The organism is Acinetobacter sp. ANC 4470, from assembly GCF_002135335.1.
Classification (GTDB): domain Bacteria; phylum Pseudomonadota; class Gammaproteobacteria; order Pseudomonadales; family Moraxellaceae; genus Acinetobacter.
Genome location: NZ_NEGC01000005.1, coordinates 168913 through 182597, shown reverse-complemented (window position 1 = coordinate 182597; position 13685 = coordinate 168913). Strand labels below are relative to the sequence as shown.

Sequence of the window (13685 nt, the reverse complement as noted above, 5' to 3'; positions counted from 1 at the left end):
ATTCGGACACCTGTTTTTGTTTAAATTTTGGTATTAGTCAGTCTAAGCAAGATATTTCGATTAGGCGACTAAGGGTTAACATTTATGTGTATTTATAAAGAAAAAGGACCGTCAAAGCTATGACCGTCCTTTTTCTTTTTTGTACTCATGAGTACAGTTTTTTATAATGTCGGATTAGAAAGCGAAATGTTCAGCATCTAAAGACATCAATGGCTCTAAGCCACCAGCAATCACGTCAACGTGTGAGCGAACGCGCGGCAGGATTTTCTTGAAGTAGAAACGAGCAGTAGTCACTTTCGCGTTATAGAAGTCAACGTCAGTTGTACCAGCAGCAAGGGTTTCTTGTGCAACAAGTGCCATACGTGCCCATAGGTAAGCGAGGGTTACGTATCCAGAGAAGTACAGGAAGTCTACCGCAGCAGCACCCACTTCATCTGGGTTTTGCATCGCACGCATACCAATTTGCATAGTTAAATCACCCCACTCTTTATTTAGAGCAGCAAGTGGTTCAACAAATTCGCTCATTGCAGCGTTGTCTTTGTTTGCGTCGCAGAATTTATGGATGATCTTAGTGAAGTCTTTCAACATTGCACCTTGAGTACCCAAAACTTTACGACCTAATAAATCAAGTGCTTGAATTTCAGTTGTACCTTCGTACAAGCAAGCAATACGTGTATCACGTACGATTTGTTCCATGCCATGTTCAGAAATAAAGCCATGACCACCGAACACTTGCACACCGTGTTTCGCAGATTCTGAACCAGTTTCAGTTAAGAATGCTTTTGCAATCGGAGTAAGCAGTGACAATATGTTGTCAGCAAATTTACGTTCTTCTTCTGTTGCGCCTTGTTCAACTGTATCTGCATATTGAGATAATAGGTAAACCAATGCACGACCGCCTTCAGCAAATGATTTTTGCGTTAAAAGCATATTACGTACAGCAGGGTGAACAATGATCGGATCTGCTTCTTTTTCTGGCGCTTTAACACCTGAAAGTGAACGCATTGCTAAACGATCTTTCGCATATGCAAGCGCACCTTGGAAAGAACCTTCAGACGCTGCAAGACCTTGTACAGCAGTACCAATACGTGCAGTGTTCATGAATGTGAACATGCAGTTTAGACCGCGGTTTTCAGGACCAATCAAGAAACCTTTTGCGTTATCAAAGTTGATGACACACGTCGAGTTACCATGAATACCCATTTTGTGTTCGATTGAACCACAACGAACGGCATTGCGGTCAGCCATTGAACCGTCAGCATTGACGTTGAATTTAGGTACGATGAATAACGAAATACCTTTAGTGCCTTTAGGTGCACCCGGTAGACGAGCAAGAACAATATGAATAATGTTCTCAGCCATGTCGTGTTCACCAGCAGAGATAAAGATTTTCTCGCCAGAGATTGCAAAGCTACCGTCTGCATTTGGTTCAGCTTTAGAACGGATAAGACCTAAGTCAGAACCTGCATGAGATTCTGTTAAACACATGGTTCCTGTCCATTCACCTGTCACAAGTTTAGGTAAATAAAGCGCTTTTTGTTCGTCAGAACCATGATGCTCAACGGTACGTACTGCGCCGTGAGAAAGACCTGGGTACATACCCCATGACCAGTTCGAAGTACCGACCATTTCTGAAATTGTTACGCCTAATGAACCAGGTAGACCTTGACCGCCATGTTCTTCTGGTACAGAAAGAGATGGGAAGCCGAGTTCGATGTATTTTTGATACGCTTCTTTAAAGCCTGTTGGAGTTGTAACAACGCCATCATTCCAAGTACAACCTTCACGGTCGCCGACTTGGTTAAGAGGAGAAAGTTCGTTTTCACAGAAGTCAGCAGCAGCTTCTAAATATTGATCAACCAACTCACGGTTTACGGTGTCTTGATATGCTGGAAGTTTTGCATAGTGTTCTTCGGCATTTAATAATTCATGTAAAACGAATTGCATATCACGTAAAGGCGCTTTGTATTGTGGCATATCGGTTTCCTCAATACTGGTTTAACCAGCTTATAATCCTAATAAACATTGGAACGTGCCTTCTTTAGACACGTATTTCTATGGGGTAATCGTGCAACATCTTCTTGCTTGGTACAAGCTTTTCCATGCTTTTTCTTGGTGACTGTAAAGTCAAAGATTTTTAGCTTGAAATTGCTAAGTATGTTGAGTGTAAATGCTTTTATGCTTTATTTGATGTCATAAATAGTCAAATACGTAAATTTTTATGTCCAATAAAAAAGGTGCATAAATGCACCTTTTAAACGTGGGGAGATATTTATGTGGCTGATTTCACTGGAGCTGGGGACGACGCAATAGAGGCTTTAGGTTGGAAGCGAACTTTACATTGACCATCAATGGTTTGCGCAGCAACTTTTAGTTGAATCACTTTGCCGTGTGTTTGACCCTGACAGGCTTTAGCAATGGCTTGTTGCGTTGCTTGGCGTTCAGCTAAGCGTTGATTAAATTGCTTGGTTAACTCAGCACGTCGAGCATCTGTTAATGGTTCGTTACGCTGCATATGCATAGTATTACGCATTTCACCGCGCATTGGACGATGTTCACGCGTACCTTGTTGATGTTGACGATCATGCATTTGTTTCATTGCTTTGCGATCTGGTTTAAATGTCATGGTGCAAGTACCATCAAGGGTCTTTTCACCCGCTTTAATTTGTACTGCTGTACCCGCTGCTTTGCTATCACATGCATTTTTAATTTGTTCAACTACTTGTTTACGTTCATGACGTGCTTGTTGGAATTGTTCACGTTGTTCTGCTGTCATTTTGCGTTCATGCTGAGGATGATGGTCTTTCATCATACGAGCATGGTCGTTATCTTTAATTGTATTGTTCGATTGGCAAGCTGTTAAAGCCCCTATGCTCAGAACACTGGCGCTCACTAAAGCAAGTTTTGTCATGGAATTCATTGTTTTTATCTCCAATGAAAAATAATGTAATTTTGATCAGTTAAAGAATAAATAATAATGATGTAGAAACAATGGAGAGTTTTTTAGCATGGTGTTGGTTACAATAATAAATTGAAAAGAAATTTTGAGATTTTGCATTTGAAAATTCGTCGTGTTCCAATTGCCCTACGCCTATTTTTAACCGTGTTACTCACAACTTTAGTGATTACGACGGTGAGCCTTGGTGTCTTGCATTGGACCATGCAAAAAAACTTTGCTCGCTATGTGGCAGATGTTGAAATGCAGAAGCTCGATCATATTATCGGTAATTTGGCAGGGGTTTATACGGTCTATCATGACTGGGGCAATGCCATTCAAGCACAAATTTTGCAAATTGAAGGTAAGGCAGCCCCCGATGATTATGACAAGTTGTCACGTTGGTGGTTACGCCGTCAGTACGATATTGCCTTGCAACAACGTTATTTTCAGGACAATTCTTTAATGAATGTCTCGCCTGATTTAGATAAGGCTGGACAGCATAAGTCGATATTAAATGAAGAAGAACTGAAGATGATCGAGTTGAATTTGCCTTCAGAATATCAACCTTTTGAAGGGCTTAAATTTCCATTAAGTTCTAATCAAAATAGCTTTCGTCCGAATCAAAAAACTGACGGGACGCAAACAAATTCAACACATAATCAAAGTAAGAAAAAGCAGTTTATTTCCATGCCTGACCGTTTGGGCTTAAGTTCTCGATTGTCCTTATATGATGCGGACCGACAGTTTGTGGTCGGTGAACCTTCGGATATTCCCGTGTCTTATCGTCCAATCATGGTTAATAATAAAGTCATTGGTTATTTGGGTTTAAAGCCTGTGCTAGACCAAGATGATGCTTTGAGTATTAACTTTTTTAGTAATCAAAAGCGCTATTTACTGCTGGTTTATGGTTTAACTATTTTTACCAGTTTGATTGCGGCTTTATTGTTGGCAACCTATTTTAAAAAGCCAATTCAACGCTTGTTAAATGCGACACGTGAATTGACCAAAGGACATTATCAGCATCAGGTAAAAATTAATCGGAATGATGAATTGGGTGATTTATCCACTGAAATTAATCAATTGGCGGTCATTTTAGATCAGCATGAACGTTCACGTCGTCAGTGGGTAGCCGATACTTCACATGAGTTAAAAACACCATTGGCAGTATTACAAGCTCAAATTGAAGCGATGCAGGATGGTATTCGTAAACCAACCCCAGAGCATTTTGAAGCGATGTTGCGTCAAGTCACCAGTTTGAAAAAACTGACCCAAGATTTGGCTGACTTAGCCCAAGCCGAAGCGCAGCAACTGACATGTTATATGTCCGAAGTGAACCCGTGGAATGTACTATTGCAGGAAATTGAAAACTTTAAGCCTAAATTTGCCCAAGCCAATCTATCAATTTCAGTGCAAGGTGAAGGTGCGAATTTACAATTAGATATAGATCGCTTTAAACAAATTATGGTCAACTTACTCGGCAACAGCATTCGTTATACTGAAGCAGGCGGTGAGGTACGTGTGCATACTGAACAGTCTGCAACGCATTGGAGCGTGATTGTCGATGATAGTCCATTTGGCTTAACGGATGAACAACTGGCACGTTTAGGTGAGCGTTTCTATCGTGTTGATGACTCACGTACCCGCAGTACAGGTGGTACAGGTTTAGGGTTGGCATTATCTGGTAAAATTGCGCAGGCATTGGGTGGGAAATTGAGTTTTGAACATTCACCCTTGGGTGGTTTGCGTTGCAAACTGACTTTCCCAAAACAGTTAAACTCATAAGGAATAAGATTCATGAAACATGTCATGCTGGTTGAAGATGAAGTTGAACTTGCACAATTGGTGCGAGATTATTTAGAAGCAGCAGGCTTTGAAGTCAGTATGTTTCATGATGGTCAAGAGGCCTATAATAGCTTTATGCAGCGTAAACCTAGCTTAATGATTTTAGACTTAATGGTGCCGCGTATGGATGGTTTGACCATCTGCCGTAAGGTGCGTGAACAGTCAGACTTACCGATTATTATGGTCACTGCACGCACTGAAGAAATTGACCGTGTATTGGGTCTAAATATGGGCGCGGATGATTACCTTTGCAAACCATTTAGCCCGAAAGAGTTAGTGGCTCGTGTACAAGCGGTGTTACGTCGTTTAGACCGTCAAGCTGAACCTGAGCAAAATAGCTTATTCCGTATGGATAAAGCGCAACAACGTATTTGGTATCAACAAAAAACTTTGAATTTAACACCAACTGAATTCCGTTTACTTGAGTTGTTTTTAGAACATGTCGGGCAAGTGTATTCACGTGCACAGTTATTAGATCATATTAACCCTGATAGTTTTGACGTGGCAGATCGGGTGATTGATAGCCATATTAAAAACCTACGCCGTAAAATTTCGGATGCAGCTGAAACGGGTAACCGTCATGAATGGATTCAAGCAGTGTATGGCGTGGGTTATCGTTTTGAATATCCTGAAGATTGATTTTGCTTGTATGACTCAATAATGGCAAAGCGAATAGCTGTGAACTATTCGCTTTTTTATTGGATACTTTTCAGTAGATTTAAGCGTTGTTTTTGAATTTTATTGAGTTTATTGACCACCATTTCATAAGAGCCGATAACTAAGTCTGTTATGAGTTGAGTATCCAGTGCATCATCTTGATATACGCTAATCCAGTGCATCATCTTGATATACGCTAATCCAGTGTTGTTTATTCATATGATAACCTGCGTGAATAAAGGGATAAAAATCTCGAAGCATTTCTCCACGCTGAGGTTCTACTTTAAGGTTAATGACACGCTTTCCTTGTAGTTTAAAGATCATTAAAAAAACTTTATCAAAAACCTTGTAGACATCACAATCTGGACCAAAAGGCTGGCTACAGCTCGTTTCAGAGAGTTGAGAAGCGATGTTTGCTGCAACTTGATGAATATTTATGATCATTTTGTATATACCTTGAATACTCAAACGCAGTTAAGGATAAATTTCGATAATCGTGCCGTTATCAACCAGTTTCCAAATTTCATCCATATCGACATTACGGACGGCAATACAACCCCAAGTCCAATCTTGTTGGGGCATATAATCCATCAGTTTAGGAAGTTTCTCCATCTGTTTACTTGTGGCGGAGCCGTGAATCATCACATCGCCACCAGCAGAGACGCCTAAGCGAGCCGCTGTTGCTTTATCTTGCTGGTTTGGGTAGGAAATGTGCAAAGACTTATAAAAAGCACTTTGCCCATTGCGCCAGTCGATTACATAACGACCTTCTGGTGTTTTACCATCACCTTCTTGAATTTTGTGCCCTATAGGGTCGAAACCAAGTCGCATCGGATAGTTTCTAATGACTTGATCTTGATGTAATAATTTGACCACTCGAGCGGCTTTATAAACATGAATACTGCTAATAGGCGTTTGCTTACGGATATCAGTGATTTCGATATCCGACAATGTCTTGGGAAATTGAACTTGATTAGGAAGTTCAACTTGATGAGAAAATTCAACTTGATTGGGCAGGGTTGGAATAAATTTTTGATATTTCCAATAAAGACCACCACAAGTCATGATGAGCAGAGTAATAAAACCCAGTACGAAAATGTATTTTTTATTCATTGTTGGTTCAAACATATAATCTGAACATAAAGTTCAATAATGAAAAGGATTTGTGGATAAAGTTTAATTTATCCACAATTTTATATTTTATTTAAGATGAACAACTGACCATTACTTCAGGTACATCACTCGGTAGTGGTGCTAAGTCCGAAGCCTGTTCTAAATGTTCTTGTTTAGTATACGGTGTATTGAATAACTTAAATAAGCGATCGACTTCAGAGAAATCATTGCGTTCCGCCAGTTCAATGGCTTTTTGTAGCATGTGATTGCGTAAAGTATATTGTGGATTCACTTTAAACATTTCAGCATCTAGCGCATCGGTTGCTTGGTCTGCTCGAATGCTTTGATATTGGCTCAGAAAAGTATCGAACTGACGGGTATCTAAGCAATCATCACGTAGGGCAGAGTAACTCTTGTTTTGTAGACGGATAAAGCTGTCTGTATAATCGAGTTGTTCTGCTTGCAGAATGCGAAGAAAAGCCATACTGCAATCAAAACTGTCTTTATGGACACTTGGTAGCCCCATTTTCTGGCATAGCCCAAGCGTGTAGTGTTCTAAAAATGTTGTTTCAAAATGCGCTAAACATTGGGCCAAATCTTCTTTAAATTGTTCTTTATTTTCCGCAGGGGCAAGCTGAATCAGGTTGTTGAGCCATGTCCATAAATTCCAGTGCCCGATACTTGGTTGTTGCTGATAGGTATAACGCGCATTGTAGTCTGAATGGTTGTTAATCCAATTTGGACGGAAGCGCTCCATAAAACCGTAAGGACCGAAGTCTAGTGTGGAACCTGTGATATTTAAATTATCGGTATTCATCACGCCGTGGGCGAAGCCGACCAGTTGCCATTTTGCAATCATCACGGCTGTACGCTGAATGACTTTGGTGGCAAATGCTAAAATAGGCTGTTCCGCATCAAGGCATTCAGGATAATGCCATTCAATACATTTCTGTACAAAGTCTACTAATAGCTCAGGCCGATATTGATTAATCCATTCAAAATGACCCAGACGAATATGGCAATCTGAAGTACGAAGCATCATCGCGCCAAGTTCTAATTTTTCCCGTTGTACACCTTGCGTTGAAGAGGTAAAACCCACCGCATTACTCGAGGGTATACCTAAAGCATTCAGTGCATGACCTGCTAAATATTCACGAATAACAGAACGTAATACCGCACGACCATCACCCATACGTGAGTAAGGGGTCGAGCCTGCACCCTTTAAATGTAGGTCAATGGTTTGATTGTTTTTATCTAAAATTTGGGCAATCAGTAAGCCACGTCCATCACCCAATTGTCCTGCCCATTGTCCAAATTGATGTCCTGCATAGACCATTGCAAGCGGTTCAAATTCAGCAAAGGTTTTCTGCCCACTACAGATTTCAACCCAAGCCGCTTGGTCTGCATCCGACCATTGCAATTGATCGGCAAGTGCTTGGTTAAAATGTCCTGCTTTTGCCCCTTTTAGCGGAACTGGCATTTGCTGATGAAAAAGCTTGGGATTGAGCAAAGGATAGCGGGGATTGAATTGCATAGTGGAAAATACTGAGTGGGGTTGGATTCACTATACTTGATATAGATGTACGATTAAAACAGGATTAATCCACAATAAAGAGTTTTGTACCTGTAGCCGTGGAGGAGCGGTGAGCTTCGGCATGATCTGCAACTTGATAACTCATACCAGAGGTCAATGTAAAGCTACGACCATCCTCAAGTTCAGTGTGTAATTCACCTTCAAGACAGAATAAGATATGTTCTTTTAAGAACCATGAACAAAAATAAAGCGCTGCTTTATTTACAGTGCAAGGCTAAATAACCTGCTGAATATTCCACAATACGTACCCGAATATTGTCAAACTGCTGCGTATGCCATAGGGCATGACCATGTTCACTTGCATGTCATTCAGTTTTAATTTCTGTCCAATTGGTGAATCCAAATGGAATGTTATTTAAATTCATTTTTTTCCTTCTTTATATGATTTTAAATGGCTTAGATAAAAGAAAAGCCCCAAGAAGGGGCCTTATCGTAACAGTATCTTATCCAGAAATAGGATTCTTTTTAACACTGCGCATGAGGATTTTTAACGTATTGCGGTGGTGTGCAAGACGCTGCTCAACCAATTGGAAATCCACTTTAAGTTTGTGATCCATTTGTTGAATTTTTTCAGCGACAGATGCTTTCTTGGCTTGAATTTCTTGTTCTTTCAGCTTTGCCCAGTCATTTAATGTTTGGGTAAATGCTTCATATTCCTGTGCAATACGGAGTTTGGCAGTCGCCATATCTTCATTGAGATTGTGCCCATACACAGCCAAATCTTGTTCAGCATATTTAAAGCGCATTGCCAATTCTGCTTTTTTAATATTAAAGCTTGGAATACGGCGTAAATTTTTGGCTAAACCTAATTTTGAACATGACCAAATTAGCCATTTCGTTGGGTCGTATTGCCACCATTTAACACCATTACGGTAGTCATATTGGAAAATGTGGTGGTAGTTGTGGTAACCCTCACCCCAAGTTGCAATGGCTAACCAGAAGTTGTCACGTGCAGTGTTTTCGTCGGTATAAGGACGTTTGCCCCACATGTGGCAGAGTGAGTTAATGAAGAAGGTAACGTGATGGCTTAAGATCAGGCGAAGCAAACCACCCAACAATAATACGCCCCACATATCGCCAACCGCCCAACCAACCGTGGTAAGAATCACGGCATGTACGGCAACTACAAGAAGAATGTAATATTTGTCTTGGAACATTACTACTTTGTCATTTAACAAATCGGGTGCATTTTTATAATTTGATTCTGCTGCTGGATAGTTACGAAGCATCCATCCAATGTGCGCATACCAAAAGCCATTATTAATTGAATATGGATCTTGTTCGATATCATCAACATGACGGTGATGCGTACGATGACCTGACGCCCAGAACAAAATACTATTTTGCACGGCAAAAGTACCCATAAGCATTAAAATGATTTTTAATGGTAAGGTCGCTTCATAGGCACGATGTGCCCATAAACGGTGATAACCCGCAGTAATCCCCAAACTACTTAAACCAAGTAGTACAAATAAGCTGATCCATGCGCCTAAACTAAAATCATGATGATAAGCATATAAAGGGATAGCGATTACAGCCACAATTGGTAGCAAGACCAATGCAAACACTGCAATCCAGTTAATTGGGGCTTTGGGTAGGGGAGCATTCATCTCCAACAGCACTCCTAGAACCTTGTAAAGGTAAGGTATAAATGAATTTGTTAATTCAATACAATTTATATGGATTAAAACTTTCTCATATTAGCATGAGCTAATAAATATGCACTAGCATTATTCTACAGTTGTATTGTACTAAACAGTAACAGAATAATAAGTAGATTTGATTGATTTTATCGAAGATTAAGACGGCTTATTTAGAGATCGACGATAGGACTTAAAAAATGATACTCAAAGCATAGAATAAGAGCTTGTTCTGTTTAGGATTATCTCATTTGTTTTTAATGTTGAGTATATTGAAAGAGATCGTTTCATCAGCATTTATCAGCATAAAATAAAGCGCATTCATTTCCCAAAATGACATCACTCGATCTGGTTGATGTCATATGGATAAGTGTTCTAGCATCATTTTTGGAAAGTCGGTAATTAAGCCATCAATACCTAAACTTTGAAGATACTTTGCACGTTCAATATCATTGACTGTCCACACACTAATGTTGAGTTGGGCTTTTTGTGTGGCTTGAATAATGTCATCTGTTGCAAGTTGATTCATCCAGCCAATTTGACCACAACCTAAGCTTAAAGCCTGTTCAATAGCCAATTCTTTAATGTCATCTTCAACCAGTAAGCCTCGTTTGAAGATGGATTGTTGCTGTTGTAAGGCTTGATGGATTTTAAGGTCAAAGCTGGTGATCACCGCAGTGTGTTCAAAGCCACTTAATTGCTTTTGTAGTTCCGAAACTAGTTTTTCAGCTTGTTGCATTGTTGTGACGGCTTTGACCTCAACTTCAAGGTGTTCAAAGTCGTGCATGATTTTTAAGCATTGTTGCAGCGTGGGCGTGACTTCAAATTTGTTCCAATCTGGCCAAATAGATGCTTGATTATAGGGCTGTAATTTAGAGCTGGAACAGTCATACAAATTTTGATTAATACCTGTAGTACGAATAAAATTGTCATCGTGCATGATTACCAGTTCGCTATCTTTAAGTTGGCGAACGTCAAATTCGACGGCTCGAATGCCTAAATCATGAATGTATTGAAAGCCTCCTAACGTATTTTCAGGGGCCTCACCACGCGCACCACGATGACCAATAATTTTCATATCTGATTTTTCCATTGCAGCGTTTTTATTATTACGACGGAGTCGGAGAGTTTAAAGCGTTAAATGAGCTACAAGTAGTGCAAGTAAAACTTCGCCATTCACAAAACTCGTCGAATATTCTTACGAGTGTTAATTTATCGCAGAAACATTCAGATTTTAATCTTGCGGTGCAATGCGCCTCATGCTTTGAACAATTGTGAATGGCATTTACGCGGAACATGTTTGAGGGATGATCTGCGGTTATTTAATATACTGTTATTTAATGAATAGTATTTCAAATGGTCTCATTAATATTTTTTTGCCACAATACTTCGCTACCACCTTCAGCACGTTGCAAAGTACGTGAAGCAACAAATAACCAATCGGATAAACGATTGAGTAATTGTAGTGAAGTGGCTTGAATATTTTGGTCGCGGCTATGTACGGTCATCAGGCTACGTTCTGCACGGCGGCATACTGAACGGGCTTGATGTGCATAGCTACACGCCAAAGTGCCCGCAGGTAAAATGAAGTCTTTGAGCATGGGTAAGTCTTCATTCATACGGTCAATTTCATTTTCTAAAAATTCAACAGCAACAGGTAAGACCATATTGTAGTTTGGAATGCAGACTTCGCCACCAAGGTCAAATAACCAGTGTTGAATCAGGCTTAAAGATTTGTCCCAAGCTGCTTTGTCTTCAATTGAACTGACAGTAATTTGTGAACGTAAAATACCAATACATGAGTTCAGTTCATCAACATCACCTAAAGCAACAATACGCAAATCATCTTTTGCGACACGTGAACCATCGCCAAGTCCTGTTGTGCCTGAATCGCCTGTACGGGTGTAAATTTTACTTAAACGGTGGCCCATAGTGTTTCCTAGAATTTTTAAAGTCATAAAAAAGGATAATGTCGGTCAGAGCATTATCCATAAACTGCGCTGTTTTAAATGTATTTTTGAGGCTTTAGGTTAAATTAATAACGGAAAGTTACCCCAGCAGAAGCAAGGCGACCGCCGTTGACATAGTAAACACCGTTGCCGTTGTAAGCTGTTTTATAATTTACATCGCCAATGTTCTCAATATTTGTGAATAATTTGATCATTGGAGTTGGTTGCCAGTACATATTTACATTTGTGGTGACATAGCCAGGATTGGTGGTTGGTGTTGTAGATGGGTAATCTGCAAAATCTTTTGAATTCGATTTTGCGATAACAGAAGCTGATACACCATACTCACCATCATCCCAACCCGTTGTAAGTGTTAGGCTTTGACGTGGGCGACGAGTTAAATCTTTCTTGGTTTCATCATCTTTGGCTTGAACATAAGCATAAGTGGTACTTAAAAACAGCTCATCTTGCTGCCATTTGAATGATGCTTCACCGCCTGTAAAAGTGGCTTTCTTGATATTTTCTAGTTTTCCTGCTTTAGAACTAATCAGGTTATCCACTTGATTATGATAAACAGATAAGCCTAAATTGATATTGTAGTTTAATTTTTGATCCACACCAACTTCATAAGAGAAGCTTTCTTCTGGTTTTAGATCAGGGTTTGCACCCCAAGATATTGCATATAGATCATTGGTGGTTGGTGCACGGAATGCTGAACCTACATTGGCATATATACTAGTAAGCGGTAAAATCTGATAGCGAATAGCCCCTTGACCTACAGTATGCGTACCAAACTTCTCATTATCTTCAACGCGAACACCAACTTGTGTTTCTAAGCCGTTGTTTTGATATTGATGCTGAGCAAAATAGCCAATCGTATCTACAGAATCATTGTATTTAACATCTTGTCCGCCCCAAAGATTCTTAGAATAAACATCACCTTTGATATCTTTGAATGTTGAACCTACTAAAATATTTTGTGTAGGTGTAAATTTCCATTTTGTATAAAGCTCTGCTTCTTGAGTGGTGCTGTGAACATAATCTGATGATTTGTTTTGGTCGATATTATCTTTATATTGAGAAAGACGAGCATGTACTGCAATGTTGTCTAAAATATTTAAACGACCTTTTAAGTTGATTATCTCATTGTTGAAATCTTGAGAAACTAAGTTGCCATAGTTATCGTAATCGCTATAGCCTTCATTTTCACTGTAATCAACAGATGCTGCGAAGCTTTCTTTTTCAACACCTACTTTTGCACTATAGCCTTTTTGATCAAAGCTCGCTTTTTTATTATTTTTTGCATCAGTTACAGCGGTACCATCAGTTTCTAAACGTTGACCACGAATTTGGGCATAGAAACCATTTTCGGCTAAATCAGCACCAATAACAGATTTATAAGTGTTATTTTCACCAATTTCACCTGTAACAAATGCAGATGTTTTTTCAGGTGTTTTTGAAATAAGTTGTACTACACCACCAATTGCATCTGTACCATATAAAACAGAAGCAGGGCCCTTTAGTACCTCAATCTGTTTAATATCAGTGGTATCAATAAAAGGCAAAGATGCAGTACCAGAGGTATTTGAATTGAGACGAACACCATCTCTTAAAAGTAAGGTGTGGTTAGAGTTCGTACCACGTAAGAAGATGGATGCTATTTGTCCATAACCACCGCTTTGCACCATATTAATAGAGGCATCTGTTTGTAGCAGTTGTGGTAAAGATGCAATTGGAGATTGCTCCAGAATTTTAGGCTCAATAATATTAATTCGTGCTGGAATATTTTCAATTTTTTCTTCAGAACGAGAGGCAGTAACCACCAAAGTTTCTAAAGATGTATTAACAGAGGAATTTGTATTTGCTTGTGCAGATACGGAGAAACCCATTGCAATAGCAATAGCGCCTACAAGCGCAGTAGGTTGAAAAAGAGTAGACATGTTTTACGCTCC

Annotated in this window: 10 protein-coding genes and 2 pseudogenes; 2 read left to right on the top strand and 10 right to left on the bottom strand. The window is 39.6% G+C overall.

The genetic code is table 11. From position 1 onward, the window contains the following. Nucleotides 1-174: 174 nt before the first annotated feature. Together B9T25_RS09380 and B9T25_RS09375 are read right to left on the bottom strand one after the other, a co-directional pair. Nucleotides 175-1977 (bottom strand): acyl-CoA dehydrogenase C-terminal domain-containing protein, encoded by a 1803-nt coding sequence (locus tag B9T25_RS09380; protein WP_086188164.1) that lies wholly within the window; start codon nucleotides 1975-1977, stop codon nucleotides 175-177. A gap of 295 nt (nucleotides 1978-2272) precedes the next feature. Continuing rightward, a complete protein-coding gene (locus B9T25_RS09375; protein WP_086188163.1) occupies nucleotides 2273-2920 on the bottom strand; it encodes a hypothetical protein in 648 nt (215 codons plus the stop codon). A 138-nt stretch (nucleotides 2921-3058) separates the two neighbouring features. Between B9T25_RS09375 and baeS the strand changes: the two genes are divergently transcribed. Next, nucleotides 3059-4720 carry a sensor histidine kinase efflux regulator BaeS gene (baeS, locus tag B9T25_RS09370; protein ID WP_086188254.1) on the top strand — a complete coding sequence of 554 codons (1662 nt, stop codon included), beginning with the start codon at nucleotides 3059-3061 and terminating at the stop codon, nucleotides 4718-4720. A 12-nt stretch (nucleotides 4721-4732) separates the two neighbouring features. Continuing rightward, on the top strand, nucleotides 4733-5419 hold the full coding sequence (locus B9T25_RS09365) for a response regulator (protein ID WP_086188162.1): 687 nt from the start codon (nucleotides 4733-4735) through the stop codon (nucleotides 5417-5419). Between the two features lie 56 nt (nucleotides 5420-5475). Here the strand turns inward: B9T25_RS09365 and B9T25_RS14870 are convergent. The 8 genes and pseudogenes from B9T25_RS14870 to B9T25_RS09325 form a co-directional block, all read right to left on the bottom strand. After that, nucleotides 5476-5875: pseudogene (locus tag B9T25_RS14870) on the bottom strand (MmcQ/YjbR family DNA-binding protein). A gap of 36 nt (nucleotides 5876-5911) precedes the next feature. Further along, the gene (locus B9T25_RS09355; protein WP_086188161.1) at nucleotides 5912-6550 is read right to left on the bottom strand and encodes a L,D-transpeptidase family protein; all 639 of its coding nucleotides are present in this window, start codon (nucleotides 6548-6550) and stop codon (nucleotides 5912-5914) included. 91 nt (nucleotides 6551-6641) lie between these two features. Next, entirely contained in the window at nucleotides 6642-8084 is a 1443-nt protein-coding gene (locus tag B9T25_RS09350; RefSeq protein WP_086188160.1) for a protein adenylyltransferase SelO, read from the bottom strand. 64 nt (nucleotides 8085-8148) lie between these two features. Then, nucleotides 8149-8509 (bottom strand): annotated as a pseudogene (locus B9T25_RS09345) (DHCW motif cupin fold protein). Nucleotides 8510-8587: 78 nt separating this feature from the next. Then, nucleotides 8588-9754 carry an acyl-CoA desaturase gene (locus tag B9T25_RS09340; RefSeq protein ID WP_086188159.1) on the bottom strand — a complete coding sequence of 389 codons (1167 nt, stop codon included), beginning with the start codon at nucleotides 9752-9754 and terminating at the stop codon, nucleotides 8588-8590. 388 nt (nucleotides 9755-10142) lie between these two features. Then, a complete protein-coding gene (locus tag B9T25_RS09335; protein WP_086188158.1) occupies nucleotides 10143-10862 on the bottom strand; it encodes a glycerophosphodiester phosphodiesterase in 720 nt (239 codons plus the stop codon). A 274-nt stretch (nucleotides 10863-11136) separates the two neighbouring features. Next, entirely contained in the window at nucleotides 11137-11715 is a 579-nt protein-coding gene (locus B9T25_RS09330) for a cob(I)yrinic acid a,c-diamide adenosyltransferase (RefSeq protein ID WP_086188157.1), read from the bottom strand. A 104-nt stretch (nucleotides 11716-11819) separates the two neighbouring features. Beyond that, the gene (locus tag B9T25_RS09325) at nucleotides 11820-13673 is read right to left on the bottom strand and encodes a TonB-dependent receptor plug domain-containing protein (RefSeq protein ID WP_086188156.1); all 1854 of its coding nucleotides are present in this window, start codon (nucleotides 13671-13673) and stop codon (nucleotides 11820-11822) included. Between the last annotated feature and the right edge of the window lie 12 nt (nucleotides 13674-13685).